Annotated in this window: 16 protein-coding genes; 3 read left to right on the forward strand and 13 right to left on the reverse strand. The window is 63.7% G+C overall.

The genetic code is table 11. The features are described from left to right. Window positions 1-53: 53 nt before the first annotated feature. On the reverse strand, window positions 54-821 hold the full coding sequence (locus CSQ91_RS18355; RefSeq protein ID WP_099389164.1) for a gamma-glutamyl-gamma-aminobutyrate hydrolase family protein: 768 nt from the start codon (window positions 819-821) through the stop codon (window positions 54-56). A gap of 282 nt (window positions 822-1103) precedes the next feature. Here CSQ91_RS18355 and CSQ91_RS18360 point away from each other — a divergent pair, with 282 nt between their 5' ends. Further along, window positions 1104-2249 (forward strand): MFS transporter, encoded by a 1146-nt coding sequence (locus CSQ91_RS18360; RefSeq protein ID WP_099389165.1) that lies wholly within the window; start codon window positions 1104-1106, stop codon window positions 2247-2249. A 6-nt stretch (window positions 2250-2255) separates the two neighbouring features. Here CSQ91_RS18360 and CSQ91_RS18365 read toward each other — a convergent pair whose 3' ends face one another. The 5 genes from CSQ91_RS18365 to CSQ91_RS18385 form a co-directional block, all read right to left on the reverse strand. Then, a complete protein-coding gene (locus CSQ91_RS18365; protein ID WP_099389166.1) occupies window positions 2256-3056 on the reverse strand; it encodes a hypothetical protein in 801 nt (266 codons plus the stop codon). Continuing rightward, window positions 3053-3619, reverse strand: coding sequence for a sigma-70 family RNA polymerase sigma factor (locus CSQ91_RS18370; protein ID WP_257217394.1), 567 nt, complete (start codon window positions 3617-3619; stop codon window positions 3053-3055). The genes CSQ91_RS18365 and CSQ91_RS18370 overlap by 4 nt, the downstream gene beginning before the upstream one ends. 49 nt (window positions 3620-3668) lie before the next feature. Further along, complete coding sequence (locus CSQ91_RS18375) at window positions 3669-5558, reverse strand: beta-propeller domain-containing protein (protein WP_099389167.1); 1890 nt, start codon at window positions 5556-5558, stop codon at window positions 3669-3671. Between the two features lie 94 nt (window positions 5559-5652). After that, the gene (locus CSQ91_RS18380) at window positions 5653-6276 is read right to left on the reverse strand and encodes a trimeric intracellular cation channel family protein (RefSeq protein WP_070254674.1); all 624 of its coding nucleotides are present in this window, start codon (window positions 6274-6276) and stop codon (window positions 5653-5655) included. 4 nt (window positions 6277-6280) lie between these two features. Beyond that, window positions 6281-8710, reverse strand: coding sequence for a penicillin-binding protein 1A (locus tag CSQ91_RS18385; protein ID WP_257217395.1), 2430 nt, complete (start codon window positions 8708-8710; stop codon window positions 6281-6283). 138 nt (window positions 8711-8848) lie between these two features. Here CSQ91_RS18385 and CSQ91_RS18390 point away from each other — a divergent pair, with 138 nt between their 5' ends. Further along, window positions 8849-9742, forward strand: coding sequence for an HTH-type transcriptional regulator ArgP (locus CSQ91_RS18390; protein ID WP_208672440.1), 894 nt, complete (start codon window positions 8849-8851; stop codon window positions 9740-9742). Here CSQ91_RS18390 and CSQ91_RS18395 read toward each other — a convergent pair whose 3' ends face one another. The 4 genes from CSQ91_RS18395 to CSQ91_RS18410 are packed head-to-tail and all read right to left on the reverse strand — an operon-like array spanning window position 9743 to window position 13391. Further along, on the reverse strand, window positions 9743-10615 hold the full coding sequence (locus CSQ91_RS18395) for an ABC transporter permease (protein WP_099389168.1): 873 nt from the start codon (window positions 10613-10615) through the stop codon (window positions 9743-9745). Next, on the reverse strand, window positions 10612-11457 hold the full coding sequence (locus tag CSQ91_RS18400) for an ABC transporter ATP-binding protein (RefSeq protein WP_099389169.1): 846 nt from the start codon (window positions 11455-11457) through the stop codon (window positions 10612-10614). The genes CSQ91_RS18395 and CSQ91_RS18400 overlap by 4 nt, the downstream gene beginning before the upstream one ends. 1 nt (window position 11458) lies before the next feature. Next, complete coding sequence (locus tag CSQ91_RS18405) at window positions 11459-12472, reverse strand: ABC transporter substrate-binding protein (protein WP_099389170.1); 1014 nt, start codon at window positions 12470-12472, stop codon at window positions 11459-11461. A gap of 34 nt (window positions 12473-12506) precedes the next feature. Then, entirely contained in the window at window positions 12507-13391 is an 885-nt protein-coding gene (locus CSQ91_RS18410; protein WP_070254678.1) for a TauD/TfdA dioxygenase family protein, read from the reverse strand. Window positions 13392-13602: 211 nt separating this feature from the next. Between CSQ91_RS18410 and CSQ91_RS18415 the strand changes: the two genes are divergently transcribed. Next, entirely contained in the window at window positions 13603-14088 is a 486-nt protein-coding gene (locus tag CSQ91_RS18415; RefSeq protein WP_099389171.1) for a tetratricopeptide repeat protein, read from the forward strand. A 21-nt stretch (window positions 14089-14109) separates the two neighbouring features. On the opposite strand, the gene can is transcribed toward CSQ91_RS18415, so the two are convergent. The 3 genes from can to dnaK all read right to left on the reverse strand — a co-directional run bounded on the left by can (window position 14110) and on the right by dnaK (window position 18156). Further along, window positions 14110-14781 (reverse strand): carbonate dehydratase, encoded by a 672-nt coding sequence (gene can / locus CSQ91_RS18420; RefSeq protein ID WP_034788731.1) that lies wholly within the window; start codon window positions 14779-14781, stop codon window positions 14110-14112. Window positions 14782-14917: 136 nt separating this feature from the next. After that, on the reverse strand, window positions 14918-16051 hold the full coding sequence (gene dnaJ / locus CSQ91_RS18425; RefSeq protein ID WP_034745985.1) for a molecular chaperone DnaJ: 1134 nt from the start codon (window positions 16049-16051) through the stop codon (window positions 14918-14920). Between the two features lie 161 nt (window positions 16052-16212). Then, window positions 16213-18156 carry a molecular chaperone DnaK gene (gene dnaK / locus CSQ91_RS18430; RefSeq protein WP_034745982.1) on the reverse strand — a complete coding sequence of 648 codons (1944 nt, stop codon included), beginning with the start codon at window positions 18154-18156 and terminating at the stop codon, window positions 16213-16215. Between the last annotated feature and the right edge of the window lie 53 nt (window positions 18157-18209).

The raw sequence follows: 18209 nt of genomic DNA on the forward strand, positions 1-18209 counted from the left end.
TTTCCCTCTCGTTGGTCTTGATCGAACACCGCGTACTGCGTGCGGCGCGCCTGTCATCCTGTCTTTCTATGCTGCTGTTCCTGGTAATCGCGGCAAGCCTGGCCGAAGGCGCCGAACAGGCGCATGGAATGCGGATTGTCTTCCACCTGCCATTCCGGGTGCCATTGCACGGCCAGCGTAAAACCGGCGGCGCTGGCCACCGTATAGGCTTCCACCAGGCCGTCGTCGGCCAGGGCTTCCACCAGCAAGCCATCGGCCAGCCGGGCGATGCCCTGGCCATGCAGGGAGTTGACCATCATTTCGCTCTCGCCGCCCAGCAGGCGTGACAGCAGGCCGTCGGGCATCAACTTGATGCGGTGCGCTGGCGCGTACTGGCGCGCCAGGGGATCGAGCACGTTCTCGCGATGGTCCTGCATGCCCGGCACCGCGTGCACGGCCTGGTGCAGGCCACCGCCCAGGGCCACGTTGACTTCCTGGAAGCCGCGGCAGATGGCGAGCAGGGGCAGCTGGCGTGCCAGCGCGGCGCGGATCAGGGGCAAGGTGGTGGCGTCGCGCGCGGGGTCTTGCGGCAGGTCGGGATGGAGGATATCTTCGCCATACAGGCGCGCGTCGACGTTCGAGGCCGAGCCGGTCAGCATCACGCCATCGGCGATCTGCAGCGCCGCTTCCAGGTCCGCATCCGCGCCCAGGGCGGGCAGCAGCAGCGGCATGCAGCCGGCGCCGCGCAGCACGGCGTGCAGGTATTTGTCCTGTGCCATGTGCCAGACGTGGCTGCCAAGCTGGCGCTGGCAGGCGGGAACGAGAACGATGGGACGGCGCATGGGGCTTCCTCGCTGGCGTGACGATCCAATGACAGCACCGTGACGGCGCTGCCGCTCGCTTCACTGTACAGCAGAGCCGGCAGGGGCGGCCACACGGATGGACGTGGCCAGCGGCGGCACACATCGCCTACACTACGGCTTTGCAGTATTGTCCTTATTAAAATCATCATATGCCCGTCCGGCGCCAAACACCAGCGCCGCAGGCAAAGTCCCTTACTTTCCCATGCATCCACACCGTTTTCCAGCCATACCGACCACCTTTTCCACCCTGCGGGGGCAGCCATGAAGCACATGCCATGGCGCGATTTCTTCGCCCTCGTGGTGAGCATCGGCGTGGTCGGCCTGGGCCTGGGCGCCACCATGCCGCTCACCGCCCTGACCCTGCACCAGCGCGGCGTGGGCACGGACATCATCGGCATGATCACGGCCGTCAGCGCCCTCGGCATCCTGGCCGCCTCGCCGTTCGTCTCGCGCTGGGTGGGGCGTTTCGGCGCGCGCGCCACCATGCTGGGCGCCGTGTGGGCGGCGTCGCTGGCGACGATCGCCATGCAGTTTACCGACCACCTGCTGGCGTGGAGCGTGCTGCGCTTCCTCTTCGGTGGCGCCATGGGCGTGCTGTTTACCATCGGCGAAGCGTGGGTGAATCGCCTGGCGCCCGATAATTCGCGCGGCCGCGTGGTGGCCATGTACACCACCAGCTTTACCTTTTTCCAGCTGATCGGCCCCGCCCTCGTGGCGCTGTTCAACGACAAGATCAGCTGGAGCTTCGCCGCCTGCGGCCTGCTGTTCTTGCTGGCCGTGCCGGGCTTGATGCTGATCTCGAACAGCGGCCCGGAACGCGAACAGGAAGAACACGGCGTGAAGTGGACCCTGATCCTGCCGCGCATGCCGATGATCGTTCTGGGCGCCGCCTTCTTCGCCCTGTTCGATACCCTGGCATTGAGCTTGCTGCCGCTGTACGCGATGGAGCACGGCATCGGCACGGACCTGGCGCTGCTGTCGGCCACCGTGGTGCTGGTGGGCGACACGGGCCTGCAATTCGCGCTGGGCTGGATGGCCGACCGCTTCGGCCGCGCCAAAGTCCATGCGGGCTGCGGCGTGGCCGTCTGCCTGCTGCTGCCGCTGCTGCCGTTCGCCGTCGGCACGCCGTGGCTGTGGTGGACCCTGCTGCTGTTGCTGGGCGCGGCGGCGGGCGGCATCTACATGCTGGCGCTGGTGGCCTGCGGCGAGCGTTTCACGGGACTGTCGCTGACCAGCGCCAGCGCCATCGTCAACGCCACCTGGGGTGTCACCAGCGGCGGCGGCCCCCTGTTGACGGGCGTCCTGATGCAATCGGTGGGCGTGAACGCGCTGCCGGCAGTGATGTGGGTATGCGCCGCCATTTTCGTGGGCAGCGCCGTGTGGGAACGCAGGAAGGGGATCGTCTAGCGTTTTTTACTTATTCTCCAGCCGCTGCCGCAGCTCCTCGGCCACCGGATAGTCGGGATAGGCCTGCCGGAACGCCGCCCATTCCTCCTGCGCCAGCGCACCTTCGCCCGCCTTCAAGAGGGCGTCAATCTTCACCAGCCATACGGAAGCGTCGAGCTTTGCGGGCGGCGGCATCGGCGCGGAGCGGGCCGCAACGGGCGCGGGCTTGGCCAGCGCCCGCTGCACCGGTGCCTGGCGCTGCATGCTGGCCTCGGCCTGCATGGCCGCTTGCTGCTCCATCGCATGAGGCATTGCCGTGGCAGGGGGCGGCGGGGCCGGTGGCGCTGGCGCTGGCACGGGTGCCGGCACTGGCTCGGCCTGCGCTGGCATCCTGGCTGCCGCCTTGGCCATGGCGCGCGGTGCCGGCGGCGGTGGCGGTGGCGCAGATACCGTCGCGGGCGCAGCGGCCGGCTCGGACATCACCTCCTGCGTGACCGGCTCCCCGACCACGGGAAATTGCGCAGGCTTCGAGCCGAACCAGTCCACGCCGATCAGGTTCACCGTCAACAGCACAGCCGCGGCCAACCCCAGCGGGACGCGCCAGCGCTGCAGATAGTCCGGTGATTTCTTTGCAGGCAAGGTGCGCTGCACGCCATCGGCGCTGTCGTTCGCCGCTGCCGGCTTGTGCAGGGCTTTTTCCGCGTCCGCCAGAATGGCCGCATCGAGCGCGCTGGAAGGCGCGGGCTGCGGCAGGCTGGCCAGCAGCGCGTTCAATTCTTCGTCGTGATGATCTTGAGGATCTTGAGGATCCGTATCGTGCGTATTCATGCCTGTCCTCCCGCGCCAGCGGCGCTGTCCAAGCCCGCGCGCAATTTCTGCATGGCGTAGCGCAGCCGGCTCTTGACGGTTTCCGCCTCCGCCCCCGTCACCACGGCGATATCGAGGATGCTCATGCCGCTGAACTGCTGCAGCACCAGCGCTTCCTTTTGCTCCACCGGCAGCGCGGCGATGGCGGCATGCAGCAGCGCGTGCTGCTGTTTCTGCTCCAGCGATTGCGGCGGCGATGTGCCCTCGTCCGCCAGTTCGCCCACGTCGTCGTGTTCCTGTCCTTCCCGCTGGCGCAGGATGTCGATCAGACGGTTGCGCGCGATCTGGTACAGATAGGTGCGGAACGCCGCCTGCGGCTGGTAGCCGACGCGCGCCGCATGCAGGCTGGCCCACGCGTCCTGCGCGATCTCGTCCACCCACGCGCGGCGCGGCGAACGCCAGGCCACGAAGCGGTACAGGCCCTGGCTATGGCGCCGGTACAGTTCGCGAAACGACGGCAGGTCGCCGGCGCTGTAGCGCAGCATCAGGTCTTCATCCGTCGCGGTGATCAGGGTATCGGGCATAAGAACCAGTGTAGCCGAACTACGCGGCGGCGACAATTTCGCTACGCCGTCAGCGTGCAGCGGGCGCAATGGGTGCATAGCTGATGCGGCGCACTTCGCGGATCTGTCCATCCTTGAACGCCCCTTCCACCAATTCATAGCCGAGCAAAGCGAAGACCCTGCCCTGCAGGAACAAGGGGCGCGCATTGCCGTACCAGTCCACGCAGGACGCGCGGCAGCCATCGTCCGGCGTTTGGCCGGACCGCGCCGCCAGCGCGCCCAGTTCCGTCAATTGCAAGCCGCTGTTGCGCAGATAGAGAACGGATGCGGCTGACTTGTTGAGGCCAGGCCGCTCGTCCGCGCCCAGGATGGGCAAGCCGATCATGCCCTCGCCGGCCGCTTGCGGCTTGTAGAAAAAGCCGTGGCTGCGCGACTCGCCCTGCGCCGCATCGGCGCGGATATAGCGCGCGGCAACCGCCGCCTGCGCTCCCAGGCGGATGCTGCTGAAGTGCAGATCCCGTCCCTGCGCGCCGATCACCACGGCGTCATCGCCCAGCGCCTCGATGCGCTCCACGCCGTGCGGCAGCGACAAGGCTTGCACGCTGCCCGCATCGGCCCAGCGCACGGCATACAGGGGCTGGCGCGGCCAGGCCTGATCGGCCTGGCGCCGTCCGCCATTGCCGGGGTTCCCATACAGCAGATACGGTCCCACGTAGCGGTTCTGCAAACCGTAGCCACCGCCACCGGGCAGCGCCTTGTAGCTACTGGCGGGCGCGCTGTCGCGGCCATCGGAAAACGACGCCAATGGCACGCGCAGCAAGGCCATGTCGCCCCGCCCTTTTGCGCCATCCCACATGCCATCGCCCTGGCCTTCGGCACGCAGCAGGACATTCAGATGGCCGTCAACGCTTTCCAGGAACGAGAACTGGTCGACGGGGGCACCGGCCACTTTCAGGGCGCTGGGCGCGCTGCCATCGAGGGGAATGCGGAACACGCCGGAGTCGCTGCCGCGGCGCGTGGTCCACACGAACACGGATTCGCCCGACACATAAAACACGCGGCCCTGCGGTCCCATCACGGCCGTCGCTTCGCAGCGCATGTCGCGCTGCGCCAGGTCGCACACGGTGACCGTATGCAGGGTCAGGCCGGCACCCATCTCGGGCTCTTCATCGGTGCGGTAGATGCGCGTGGCCGGAGCGATGCGCTTGAAGTCGGACGGCACGGCATCGGGGCGCCAGCGGCGCAGCGCGGGAAAACCGCTGAACGGGTCGCCACGGCGCAAGTTCAGCGACAGGGGCGAATAGAACACCAGCTTGCTGCCGACCAGGCGGCTCGCGTAATTGCGCGAGGAATAATAATCGTTGGAGCGCAAGTGATAGGTAGAGCGGTAGGCCAGTTTGCCGTCCGCGTTGACGTCGAACAGGCCGATCTCCGTGCCGCCACGGCTGTAGCTGTAGCCGATCACCACCACCGTATCGCCGTCGATCAGCATCTCGTCATACCAGCTGCCCGACGGGTCGCTGCCCGGCGCGAACGCGTCGAGCGAAGACACAGGCTGCAAGGCCTTGCCGCCCACCTGCACGGTGAACAGCTTGCCGCGCCTGAGCATCACCAGGTGCTTGCCATGCAGCTTGACGATGCCGCCTTCGTCCACGCCCGCCGTCTGCACATTGGTGACCGATTCCGCCGCTTCTGCCGATGCTGCCGGCGCGGCTTTCGCCGCCATCGGCGCGGGAGGGGCCGGCGCTGATACCGCCATGGACTGCGCCGTGGCGCGCTGCAGTTTCTGCTGCTCCCTTTGCAGTGCCGCCTGGCGCGCCTGCAACTGCTGCAGGTAGCTGCTCAAGGCCTGCTCGCTGGCAAACGGCGCCAGGGTCTTGCGCGGCGCCGTGCCGGCGGCGTGGCTGCCTGCCGACAGCAGCAGGGACAGTATCAATGTGATCTTGAGGGCGCTGGACATCGCTTCTTCTCCGGTTGGCTGGGGTGTCCAACATGAAACGCAGCGACGGAGAAAAAGGGGTTAAACGCGCGTGAAAATATTCACGCCGCTGCCGTTACTCGAAACCGCGTATGCGGTCGCCGTTGAAATTCGGCAGGCGCCATTCGAAGTGCAAGGCCAGGAAGCGGAACAGGAAACCGGCGCCGATGGACGCCAGCTGCGCCACGGAGCTGTCGACCTTGAAGTACAGCAGGCCCACATACAGGCTGCCCGTGAACAGGGCCACGGTGGCATACACTTCGCGCTGCAGCACGAGAGGGATCTGGTTGCACAGGATATCGCGCAGCAGGCCGCCGAAGACGCCCGTGATCATCCCCGCCAGCACGACGATGGCCGGGTGCATCTTGGCCGACATGGCGATGTCGCAGCCGATCACGCAAAACGCCACCAGGCCCAGTCCGTCGACCAGCAGGAAGATGGCACGCAGGTGGTGCAGGTAGCGCGCGACAAAGGCCGTGACGACAGCCGCGCCGATGGTAAACAACAGGTATTCGGGATGCGCGATCCAGCCCAGCGGATAGTGCCCCAGCAGCACGTCGCGCACGGTGCCGCCACCGAGCGCCGTGACGGTGCCGATCATGCAGATGCCGAACAAATCCATGCCGCGCCGCATGCCCATGATGGCGCCGGACATCGCTTCGGCAACAATCGCCACCAGGTAAATCGTATATAACAGCATGGTCTTACTCTTCCGAAAATGATTTGAGAATTTGTTCGCGTTCGCGCGCTTCGCTCAGGGTGCGCGCTTCGTGGCCCGTGCCGCTGGTGCCGCGCTCTTCGCCGTTGGCCAGGCGCGTATCGGCGCCCAGGCTGCCACTGCCGCAGCTGACGCTGCTGTGGATAAAGGCATGGTTATCCTTCAGGCAGTCGCCGGCCAGGTATTCCGCATACACGTAATCGCCATCGAGCAGGGACAGGCCAGGCGGTTCCGCCAGCACCTGTTCGCGGCGGCCCTGCACGGCCACCTGCATGTAGTCGCGCCAGACGGGCAGCGCCAAAGTCCCCCCGGTGGCGTTGCCCAGGCTTTTCGGCTGGTCGTAGCCGAGCCAGACGACGGACACGAGGCCCGAGGAATAGCCGGCGAACCAGGCGTCATACGCGTTGTTCGACGTGCCCGTCTTGCCAGCCGCGTCGCCGCGCCCCAGCGCCAGCGCACCGCGTCCCGTGCCGCTCTTGACGACGTCGCGCAGCATGCTGTCCATGACGTAGGCGTTGCGCGTGGAGATCACTTGCGTACCCGGCGCCGGCTCGCCCTTGGCGCGTGGCGCCGCATCGCTGAACAGCACTTCGCCGCTGCGGCTGCGCACTTCCTTGATCAATTTCGGCGGCATCTGCACGCCGCCATTGGCGAAGACGGCATACGACTGCGCCAGCTGCAGCGGCGTGACGGCGCCCGCGCCCAGCGCCAGCGGCAGAGAGACGGGATTGCGCGCGCCCTCGAAACCGAAGCGCGTGGCGTAGTGCTGCACGTAGCCGGGACCGGCCGCCTGCATCAGGCTGACGGCGACGAGGTTCTTCGAGCGCACGAGGCCACGCCGCACGCTGATGAAGCCTTCATAGTTGTTGCCGTAATTGCGCGGACGCCAGGGCCGCGCGCCCGTTTCCTGCGGCAGCAGCAGGCGCTGCGTATCGTCCACGGCCGTGCCGGGGAAATATCCCTTTTCCAGCGCCGCCGAATACACGAAGGGCTTGAAGCTGGAACCGGGCTGGCGGTAGGCCTGCATGGCGTGGTTGTAGTGGTTGCGGTAGAAATCGAAGCCGCCCGCCATGGCGACGATTTCGCCGCTGTGCGCCTCGACGGAAATGAGCGCGCCTTCCATCTCAGGCAACTGGCTCACCAGCCAGCGCTTCTTTGCCGCGTCGTGCATCACGCGGATCACGCTGCCCTCGACGATGGCGCGCTTGCCATCCCACTGCAGCTTGCCGCCCAGGCGCGCATCCGATGCCGCCAGCACGATCTCGTCGCCATTGCGCAGCTGCGCCGTCACCTGGCGCTTGCCGGCGGTTTCCACTTTGCGCACGAGGGCGGCGCGCAATTCTCCGCTGTCCTGGTAGGCGGCCAGCTGGCGCGCCACGCTGTCTTCGGAAGCGGCCAGGCGCGCTTCCGGGCCACGGTAGCCGCGCCGCGCCTGCGCATTCAATAGCCCGTCGCGCAGCGACTTGTCGGCCGCCCGCTGCGGCGCCATGCGGATGGTGGTCGTCACGTCCAGGCCCATGCTGTAGGCGCCTTCGGGATAGCTTTGCAGGATCAGCTGGCGCGCTTCCTCGACCGCATACGCGGCCGCGTGCACGGAGCTGTTGCGGTCCTTGTTCAGGGCCAGTTTTTCCGCCACCGCCGCATCGTATTCGGCTGGCGTGATGTAACCGAGTTCGCGCATGCGCTGCAGGATGTAATGCTGGCGCACGGTGGCGCGCTGCGGATTGGCGACGGGGTTGTAGGCCGATGGCGCCTTCGGCAAGCCGGCCAGCATGGCCGCTTCCGCGATGCTGACCTCGGCCAGCGGCTTGTCGAAATAGATATTCGAGGCGGCGGAAAAGCCGTAGGAACGCTCGCCCAGGTAAATCTGGTTCATATACAGTTCCAGCAGCTTGTCCTTGCCGTAGTGCTGTTCCAGCTTGTAGGCGAGCAGCATCTCCGTCAGCTTGCGCTGCACGGTCTTTTCACGCGACAGGAAGAAGTCGCGCGCCACCTGCATGGTGATGGTGCTGGCGCCCTGCGCGTGGTGGCCCGTGACGACGTTGGCGAGCGTGGCGCGCGTCAGACCATAGAAATCGACGGCGCCATGCTCGTAGAAACGCGCATCCTCGATGGCCAGCAAGGCCTGGCGCATGCGCAGCGGGATGTCTTTCAACGGCAGGAATTCACGGCGCTCTTCACCGTATTCAGCCAGCAGCTCGCCTTCGCTGGAGAAAATGCGCAGCGGCAGGGCGGGCTTGTACTGCGCCAGGTGCTCGACGGCGGGCAAATCCTGCCACGCTTGGCGCAGCCACCAGCCGCCCGCCAGGGTGGCGGCCATGCCCAGGCCCAGGGTCAATCCCAGGCCGAATTTCAGATTGCGCGCCAGCTTAGACTGGGGCTTGCGGGGGGTGCTGCCGTTCGCTTGTGCTTCCATGGTGGTATTCCCTTGCTGCCAGGAGGCCGCACGCTGGCGCGTGGCACTCCATCAAAGAGGTATTGTGCACTGCAACACACCCATCCTTATCAAAAGTAAGTATTATTTAGTATTGATAAATTTTTCTTATGTAAGGCATTGACCATGGATCTCAATCCCAAGCACACGGAAGCGTTCCGCGCCGTCGTCGAAACGGGCAGCTTCGAGCAGGCGGCGCTGCGGCTGCATCTGACGTCGCCCGCCATTTCGCAAAGGGTGCGGGCGCTGGAAAGCCAGCTGGGCAATGCCTTGATCGTGCGCAGCCGTCCCGCGCGCGCCACGCGCATGGGCCAACGCCTGATGCAGTATCTGAAGCGCGCCAAGCTGCTGGAAGCGGACTTGCAGGCGGAACTGGCGGTGCAGCAGGATGCCCCGCTGACCCTGGTGCTGGCGCTGAATGCGGATTCGATGGGCACCTGGTTCTTCCCCGCCCTGTCCGAGGTGCTGATACGCGAGCGCGTGCTGCTGGACCTGACCGTGGAAGACCAGGACCACACGTACACCTTGCTGGAGACGGGCATGGCGATCGGCTGCATCAGCACGGAAGCCAAACCCATGCGCGGCTGCACGGCCGAGCCGCTGGGCGTGATGCGCTACTGGCTGGTGGCCACGCCCGCGTTTCGCCAGCAGTGGTTCGCGCACGGCCTGACGCGCAAGGCGGCGCGCACGGCGCCCGTCGTCGCCTACACGCGCAAGGACACCTTGCAATCGTCGTTCCTGCAAGAAGCGCTGGGGCTGCCCGAAGGGGCTTACCCCTGCCATTACGTGCCGGGCGCCACCTCGCACTTCAATGCCATCCGCTATGGCCTCGGCTACGGCATGGTGCCCGAGCTGTTATTGAAGGCGAACACGGATGGCGAGCTGGTGGAAATGCTCACGCCCAAGACCCCGGCCGACGTGGCCCTGTACTGGCACACGTGGAAAGTGCAGTCGCCGCGCATGGAGCAACTGTCGCGGCAAATCATCGCGGCGGCGCGCAGCATGCTGAAATAACTATCGTTGCATGCCCCAGCGTTTCAAGGTGACGCGCTCCAAAGTGCGAAAGCCGATGTTTTCCACCAGCAAGCCGATGACGATGACGGCCGCCAGGCCGGCGAACACCTTGTCCGTGTACAGCTCGTTGCGGTTCTGGAAGATGTACCAGCCCAGGCCACCTTGCCCCGAGGTGGTGCCGAACACCAGCTCGGCCGCGATCAGGGTGCGCCAGGCAAACGCCCAGCCTATCTTCAACCCCGAGACGATGGACGGCAAGGCGCCCGGCACGAGGATGTGCAGCACCAGGCGCAAGCCGTTCAAGCCATAATTGCGGCCCGCCATGCGCAGGGTCTCGGGCACGCCCTGGAAGCCCGCATACGTGTTCAGGGCCAGCGGCCACATCACGGAATGGACGATGACAAAGATCAGGCTGGCGCGGCCCAGGCCGAACCACAACAAGGCCAGCGGCAGCAGGGCGATGGCCGGCAAGGGATTGAGCATGGCCGTCAGGGTTTCCAGCACGTCGCGGCCGATGCGGCTGGACACGGCCAGCAAGGTCAGCACGAAGGCGGCCAGCACGCCCACGGCATAGCCCTGCAGCAACACGGCCAGGGACGCGGCTGTGCGCGTGAGCAATTCACCACTGGCGATGCCGCCGATAAACGCCTGCGCCGTCTGCAGAAAGCTGGGCAGCAATAAATCGTTCTGCGTCCAGCGCGCCGCGCCTTCCCACAGCAGCGCCAGGCTGAGCAAAATGAAAGCTTTGCGCCACAGCGCGTGCTGGCTCACACGCTGCCAGCGCGACAGCGGCTGCTCGACCGTAACGCCGGCCGGCGGCGGCGCCGCATACACGAACTCCTGGCGGATGGGCGGTTCCAGCAGCGCGCTCATACGGCCTCCCTGTGTGCCACGTCCGCTTGCGGGACAGGAACCACTTCCTCATCGAACAGCAAGCCGTGGATGCGGCTGCTGGCGGCCTGGAATTCCACGCTGCCCGCGCTGTGGAGACCGAACTGATGGCTGTTGAGCTCGGCGCGCACCCTGCCCGGATGGGGCGACAGCAGCAGGATGCGATTGCCCACGACCAAGGCCTCCTCGATCGAATGCGTGACGAAGACAAGCGTAAAGCGCAGCTCTTCCCACAATCGGCTCAGCTCTTCCTGCATCTTGCGCCGCGTCAAGGCATCGAGGGCGGCAAACGGCTCGTCCATCAGCAGCACTTCCGGCTGCATGGCCAGGGCGCGGGCGATGGCCACGCGCTGCTTCATGCCGCCCGACAAGGTATGCGGATGGGCATCCTCGAAGCCGGCCAGGCCCACCTTGGCGATCCAGTGATGGGCACGCTCGCGGGCCGCCACCTTGTCCAGCCGCTTGCTGGCCAGCAAGGGGAACATGACGTTTTCCAGCACCGTTTTCCATGGCGGCAACTGGTCGAATTCCTGGAACACGACGACACGGTCCGGCCCCGGCTTATGAATCGGCTGCCCCTGCATGGCGATGCTGCCCGCGCGCGGCGCGATGAAACCGGCCACGGCTTTCAGCAATGACGACTTGCCGCAGCCGGATGGCCCCAGCAGCACGAAACGGTCGCCGCGGAACACGTCGAAACTGACGTCATGCGTGGCGCGCACGGTGCGCTGCTCGGTGCGGTATTCCAGGCTGACATGTTTGACGCTCAGCAAGGGCTGCAAGGTGACAGGGGGACGTACCAGATGAAAAGCGGGTGCGTTCACATCAGCCTCCCTGCGTGATGGCGGGGTCGTCAAAGAAGTAATCGCGCCAGTTGTCGGGCAGGTTGCGGATGGCGCTCACGCGGTGCAGGAATTGCGCCAGGCCATAGGTGTTTTGCGGCGCGATCTTGAATTGCACTTGCGGGTTGGCAAAGATTTTCAGCAGCAGATTGCGGTCCACTTTGCTTTTATTCACCTTGATATAGATGTCGGCCGCGCCTTGCGGGTTGCTGCTCGCATACTGCGCCGCTTCCGCCAGCGCGGCGATGAAGGCGCGGTAAGTCTTGGGATTGTCCTTGCGGTACTTTTCCGTCGCATACAGCAGGGTCGACGAGCTGGGTCCGCCCTGCACGTCATACGAGTTCAGGATGATGTGGGCGTTCGGGTTCTGCGCCAGTTCCTGCTCCTGGAACGGTGAATTGCCGAAGTGGCCGGTCAGCTCCGTGCCGCCGGCGATGATGGCGGCGGCCGCATCCGGGTGCGGCAGGGTTTGCGTGATTTTATCGAGGCGGGCGAATTCCTTATCGCCCCACTGCTTTGCCACCGCCATCTGCAGGATGCACGCCTGCACGGAGACTGACACGGCCGGCAAGGCGATGCGGTCCTTGTCCGTCAAGTCCGCCAGCGTTTTCACCTTGGGATTATTGCTGACCAAGTAGTAGGGGAAATTGCCGAGCGAAGCCACGCCGCGCACGTTCTGCCGGCCTTTCGTCCGGTCCCAGATGGTCAACAGCGGACCCAGCCCAGCCCCCGCGATATCGATATTGCCGGACAACAAAGCGTCATTGATGGCCGGGCCGCCAGACAGGGTGATCCACTCGACTTTCACATCGACGCCCTGCTGCTTGCCATGCTTTTCGATCAGCTTTTGTTCCTGCGCAATATTGAGCAGCAAGAAGGTGATGCCGTGCTGGCCCGCGATGCGGATCTGACCTTCGGCCCGGGCCATGGGCATGGCCATGCACAGCAGGGCAATGGTGGCGAGCAGGCGGCGGGAAAAGGTAAAGATCGGCAACATGGACACTCCTTGAGTCAGATCAACAGTCAAAAAATCAGTACGGCGCATCGCCTTCGATGGTAGTGCGGTAGAGCTTGCGGCGCTGGTCGGGCGGACAGCCCGTCGCCAGGTGCATCAGCGAACGGTTGTCCCAGAACACCAGGTCGTGCGGCTGCCAGCGGTGCACATACAGGTGCTCCGGGCGCACGCTGTGGGCAAACAGTTCGTCGAGCAGGGCGCGGCTTTCGTCGTCGGGCAAGCCGACAATGCGCGTGGTGAAGTGTTCGCTGACGAACAGGGCGCGCCGTCCCGTTTCCGGATGCACGCGCACGACGGGATGGGTCACGGGTTTGACTTCATCGATCTGCGCCTGCGTCAGGGCGGGGCGCCATGGGTTGCGGCGGCGCAATTCTTCATACTGGCTCAGGTAGCTGTGCTCGGCACGGGCGCCGCGCACGGCGTGGCGCAGCGCGGCCGGCAAGCTTTCCCAGGCCAGGTGCATGTTCGCAAACACGGTATCGCCGCCCTCGTCCGGCAACTCTTGCGCATGCAGCATGGAGCCGAGGCTGGGCACTTCCTTGTACGACAAGTCGGAATGCCAGAAATGGCCAGCGTCGCCCAGGCCGATGGGCTGGCCGTTTTCGACGATGTTCGAGATGATCAGCACTTCCGCTTGCGTGGGCAGCTGGAACTGGCGCAGCACGTGGATTTGCAAGGGGCCGAAGCGGCGGCTGAAATCGACTTGCTGCTGCGGCGTGATGCGCTGGTCGCGGAACACCAGCACGTGATGGTCGAGATGGGCGTGGTGCAGGCGCTGGAAATCGCCCAGCGACAGCGGCTGCGCCAGATCCAGCCCCAACACTTGCGCGCCCAGGGGCGCATCGAAAGTCTCGATACGGAAGTGGCTGGTGGACTGCACGGGTTTCAGGACGGCCGACATGGGAACTCGACTAGAGTCAGGGGAAGTCCACTGTATGCCGGCCAGCCTTGCTTGCAAACGAAGCATTTACTATATGGATATGCGCGGCGCGTTGCGCCAGATTGCAACACAGGCTGTCACGCAATGGCACGGCAGCACCGGCTTTGCCCGGAAATGGCGCTAGCACGCAACTTGCTTATCTACCAAGCTTTAACCATCGTCCAGGAAAGCCATGTCCACCTACGCCCTGCTGCTCGCCTTGCTGTTCCCTGCTTCCATCCACGCCCAGGATAGCCAGGGTGAAAGTGATCTCAGCTACAAAGCCTATGTGCACAGCGACAAGCGCATCAAGTGTTTGTACGGCTATGCGGCCGACAAGACGGGCGACCATGCGGCCGCCGTCGCCATCTTTGAAGATTGCATCCGGCGCTGGAACGATGTGTACTCGATGATTTGGCTGGCCCAGCTGTATGAAACGGGCATCGGCGTGACTAAGGACCTGGCGCAGGCGACGGCGCTGATGCGGCGCGGCGCGCATACGAATGACGATGCCGCCTATGCGCGGCTGGCGCGCTACCACTATGGCGTGGCGCTGGCCGAAGGCCGGGGCACGCCGCAGGACATTCCCCAGGCCAGAACCTGGCTGCGCCAGGCGGCGCAGGAGGGCGTGCGGGAGGCGGCCGACTACCTGGGCCGCCTGGAAGGCGCGGCACCTTAGCGCCGCGCCCGCATTGCTTGCTTACGCTATTGCTTCGTAGCGGGCCAGGCGGGTCGCCATGCGCGGCGCCAGCTCGTGGCCAGCCGTGACGGTCACTTCCAGGTCGTTCAGCAAGCCATCCTTCAAGCCATAGACCCAGCCATGGACGCTGAGTTCCTGGCCCCGTTCCCACGCATCTTGCACGACGGTGGTCTGGCACACGTTCAAGACTTGTTCGACCACGTTCAGCTCGCACAGGCGGTCGCCACGCTGGCGGCTCGTCAGCACGTCGCCCAGGTAGCGCTCGTGTTTCTGGCCCACGTCCTGGACGTGGCGCAGCCAGTTGTCGACCAGGCCGATGCGCGTGCCCGTCATGGCCGCATGCACGCCCTTGCAGCCGTAATGGCCGACGATGATGATATGTTTGACTTTCAGCACGTCCACGGCAAATTGCAGGACGGACAGGCAATTGAGGTCGGAATGCACGACCACATTGGCGATATTACGGTGCACAAACACGTCGCCAGGCGCCATGCCCAGCAGTTCGTTGGCGGGCACGCGGCTGTCGGAACAGCCGATCCACAGGTATTCGGGCGACGTTTGCGCTTCCAGGTTCTTGAAGAAGTTCGGGTCTTTCGCCACCATCGAGTCGGCCCAGCGGCGGTTACGCTGCAGCAGTTCCGCCAGGGCCGGGCCATTTTTCTGTTCGGTCATATCGCTCCCATTGTGTGCATACGACTGAATTGGCGGCAGATCGCGCCCATAGGCCGGCGATGCGCGCACATTTCTCAGTCGTGGTGAAAAAAACGCCGGGATGTGTGAGCATCCCGGCGCATGGTATTACGTGTGCTTACTCAAAAAAATCCTTGACCTTGTCTTTCCAGGTCTTGCTTTGCGGACTGTGCTTGGCACCGCCCTCGGTCGTCGACTTTTCAAAGTCGCGCAGCAGGTCTTTCTGTTTTTCCGTCAGTTTCACCGGCGTTTCGATGGCCACGTGGCAGAACAGGTCGCCCGCGTAACCGGAGCGCACGCCCTTGATGCCCTTGCCTTTCAGGCGGAAGGTCTTGCCCGACTGGGTACCTTCCGGGATCGTGAACGACACTTTGCCGTTCAGGGTAGGCACTTCGATTTCGCCGCCCAGTGCCGCCTTGGTGAACGAGATCGGCATTTCGCAATGCAGGTCGTCGCCTTCGCGCTGGAACACGGCGTGCGGCTTGATGTGGATTTCCACATACAGGTCGCCCGACGGACCGCCATTCGTGCCCGGTTCGCCGTTGCCGGACGAACGGATACGCATGCCGTTGTCGATACCGACTGGAATTTTCACTTCCAGGGTCTTGTTGCGCTTGATGCGACCGGCGCCGCCGCATGGCGTGCACGGGTCGGTGATGACCTTGCCGCTGCCATGGCATTTCGGGCAGGTTTGCTGGATGCTGAAGAAACCTTGCTGCATACGCACCTGGCCGTGGCCACCGCAGGTACCGCAGGTGGTTGGCGAGGTACCCGGCTTGGCGCCGCTGCCGTGGCAAGTGTCGCACTTGTCCCAGCTAGGCACGCGGATGGTCGTGTCGAAGCCGTGAGCAGCTTGCTCCAGTGTAATTTCCAGGTTGTAGCGCAAGTCGGCGCCACGGTACACCTGTGGCCCCGCATTGCGGCTGCGTCCACCGCCACCGCCAAAGATGTCGCCGAAGATATCGCCGAAGCTGTCGGCAAAGCCGCCAGCACCGCCGCCGAAGCCGCCACCGCCGCCCATGTTCGGGTCCACGCCAGCGTGACCATAACGGTCATACGCATCGCGCTTTTCCGGATTGGTCAGCATCTCGTAGGCTTCTTTGACTTCCTTAAACTTTTCTTCCGATTCCTTGCTATCCGGATTGCGGTCCGGATGGTATTTCATCGCCAGTTTACGGTAAGACTTTTTGATCTCTTCTTCCGAAGCATTTTTTGCGACACCGAGTGTCTCGTAAAAATCACGCTTTGCCATGTTGTCGGCACCTTGCAGTCTATCTACTGATGTAAAAATTACACGAAAAAGCCGAGTCGAGTGCTGCACTGGGCAACGACTCGGCTCGGCCGGTCTTCGCGGCTAATCCCGCGATGTAGCGTTCAGCCCGGCTGCCCCCAGTTCATGGGAGCGCAAGACAATTACTTGCTGTCTTTGACTTCTTTGAAGTCAGCGTCAACAACGTCGTCTTGCTTGGCGCCTGCGTCCGATGCGCCAGCAGCTTGCTGTGCACCTTCCGCGCCGCCGGCAGCTTGCTGCGCTTGCATGTCGGCATACATTTTTTCGCCCAGTTTCTGCGATGCGCTCGACAGTGCTTCCACCTTGGCGTCGATCTCAGCCTTGTCGCCCGCCTTGATGCTTGCTTCCAGGTCGGTGATCGCCGCTTCGATCTTCTCTTTCTCGCCCGCATCCAGCTTGTCGCCGTATTCGGTCAAGGATTTCCGGGTCGAGTGTACCAGAGCATCGGCCTGGTTGCGCGACTCGGCCAATTCTTTGACCTTCTTGTCTTCTTCCGCGTTCAACTCGGCGTCTTTCACCATCTTCTGGATTTCAGCCTCGGTCAAGCCGGAATTGGCCTTGATCGTGATCTTGTTTTCCTTGCCGGTAGCCTTGTCTTTCGCGCCGACATGCAAGATGCCGTTGGCGTCGATGTCGAAGGTCACTTCGATCTGTGGCGTGCCGCGCGATGCTGGCGGGATGCCTTCCAGATTGAATTCGCCCAGACCCTTGTTGCCGGCGGCGATTTCACGCTCACCCTGGAAGACCTTGATGGTCACCGCAGGCTGGTTGTCGTCGGCCGTCGAGAAGACCTGGCTGAACTTGGTCGGAATCGTCGTGTTTTTGTGGATCATCTTGGTCATCACGCCGCCCAGGGTTTCGATACCCAGGGACAGAGGAGTAACGTCCAGCAACAGCAAGTCCTTGCGTTCGCCCGATAGGACCGAACCTTGAATCGCTGCGCCCACGGCGACGGCTTCGTCCGGGTTCACGTCCTTGCGTGGATCCTTGCCGAAGAATTCCTTCACTTTTTCCTGCACCTTCGGCATACGCGTCATACCGCCGACCAGGATGATGTCATCGATGTCCGACACTTTCACGCCAGCATCTTTGATAGCGATGCGGCATGGTTCCATCGTGGCCGTGATCAGCTCTTCCACCAGCGATTCCAGCTTGGCGCGGGTCATCTTCAGGTTCAAGTGGACCGGTGCGCCGTTCGCCATGGCGATGTACGGCTCGTTGATCTCGGTTTGCTGCGACGACGACAATTCGATCTTCGCGCGCTCGGCCGAAGCCTTGATGCGCTGCAGGGCGATCGGATCTTTTTTCAGGTCGATGCCGTTGATCTTCTTGAACTCGTCGATGATGTAATCGATGACGCGCTGGTCGAAGTCTTCGCCGCCCAGGAAGGTGTCGCCGTTGGTCGACAGCACTTCAAATTGTTTCTCGCCATCAACATCTGCGATTTCGATGATCGACACGTCGAACGTACCGCCACCCAAGTCATACACGGCGATTTTACGGTCGCCTTTTTCGGTCTTGTCCAGGCCGAACGCCAGCGCTGCCGCGGTTGGCTCGTTGATGATGCGCTTGACGTCCAGGCCAGCGATACGGCCGGCATCCTTGGTGGCTTGGCGCTGCGAATCGTTGAAGTACGCAGGCACGGTGATGACGGCTTCGGTGACTTCTTCACCGAGGTAGTCTTCTGCCGTTTTCTTCATCTTGCGCAGCACTTCAGCCGAAATTTGCGGCGGCGCCAGTTTTTTGTCGCGTACGCCGATCCATGCATCGCCGTTGTCGGCTTTCATGATTTGATACGGCATCAGCGCGATGTCTTTTTGGACTTCTTTTTCGTCGAACTTGCGACCGATCAGACGCTTGACTGCGTACAGCGTGTTTTTCGGATTGGTCACGGCCTGGCGTTTCGCTGGCGCGCCGACGAGAATTTCGCCATCTTCTTGATAAGCAATAATCGACGGCGTCGTGCGTGCGCCTTCAGCGTTTTCGATTACCTTTGGTTGACCGTTTTCCATGATGGAAACGCAGGAATTCGTGGTTCCCAGATCGATACCGATAATTCTACCCATGATTTATTTCCTTTTATTTGCTAGATTTCAGATGGTTCTTATATGTGGCAAAG

Origin of the sequence: Janthinobacterium sp. BJB301, assembly GCF_002735685.1 — a bacterium.
In the GTDB taxonomy this organism is placed as follows: domain Bacteria; phylum Pseudomonadota; class Gammaproteobacteria; order Burkholderiales; family Burkholderiaceae_D; genus Janthinobacterium; species Janthinobacterium lividum.

What these genes read in the sequence shown, in the direction of transcription:
- CSQ91_RS18355 (WP_099389164.1), bottom strand. Translation starts at nt 821, where the DNA reads ATGCGCCGTCCCATCGTTCTCGTTCCCGCCTGCCAGCGCCAGCTTGGC.
- can (WP_034788731.1), bottom strand. Translation starts at nt 14,781, where the DNA reads ATGACCGAACAGAAAAATGGCCCGGCCCTGGCGGAACTGCTGCAGCGT.
- CSQ91_RS18365 (WP_099389166.1), bottom strand. Translation starts at nt 3,056, where the DNA reads ATGAATACGCACGATACGGATCCTCAAGATCCTCAAGATCATCACGAC.
- CSQ91_RS18375 (WP_099389167.1), bottom strand. Translation starts at nt 5,558, where the DNA reads ATGTCCAGCGCCCTCAAGATCACATTGATACTGTCCCTGCTGCTGTCG.
- CSQ91_RS18410 (WP_070254678.1), bottom strand. Translation starts at nt 13,391, where the DNA reads ATGTCGGCCGTCCTGAAACCCGTGCAGTCCACCAGCCACTTCCGTATC.
- CSQ91_RS18385 (WP_257217395.1), bottom strand. Translation starts at nt 8,710, where the DNA reads ATGGAAGCACAAGCGAACGGCAGCACCCCCCGCAAGCCCCAGTCTAAG.
- dnaJ (WP_034745985.1), bottom strand. Translation starts at nt 16,051, where the DNA reads ATGGCAAAGCGTGATTTTTACGAGACACTCGGTGTCGCAAAAAATGCT.
- dnaK (WP_034745982.1), bottom strand. Translation starts at nt 18,156, where the DNA reads ATGGGTAGAATTATCGGTATCGATCTGGGAACCACGAATTCCTGCGTT.
- CSQ91_RS18405 (WP_099389170.1), bottom strand. Translation starts at nt 12,472, where the DNA reads ATGTTGCCGATCTTTACCTTTTCCCGCCGCCTGCTCGCCACCATTGCC.
- CSQ91_RS18395 (WP_099389168.1), bottom strand. Translation starts at nt 10,615, where the DNA reads ATGAGCGCGCTGCTGGAACCGCCCATCCGCCAGGAGTTCGTGTATGCG.
- CSQ91_RS18360 (WP_099389165.1), top strand. Translation starts at nt 1,104, where the DNA reads ATGAAGCACATGCCATGGCGCGATTTCTTCGCCCTCGTGGTGAGCATC.
- CSQ91_RS18370 (WP_257217394.1), bottom strand. Translation starts at nt 3,619, where the DNA reads ATGCCCGATACCCTGATCACCGCGACGGATGAAGACCTGATGCTGCGC.
- CSQ91_RS18380 (WP_070254674.1), bottom strand. Translation starts at nt 6,276, where the DNA reads ATGCTGTTATATACGATTTACCTGGTGGCGATTGTTGCCGAAGCGATG.
- CSQ91_RS18415 (WP_099389171.1), top strand. Translation starts at nt 13,603, where the DNA reads ATGTCCACCTACGCCCTGCTGCTCGCCTTGCTGTTCCCTGCTTCCATC.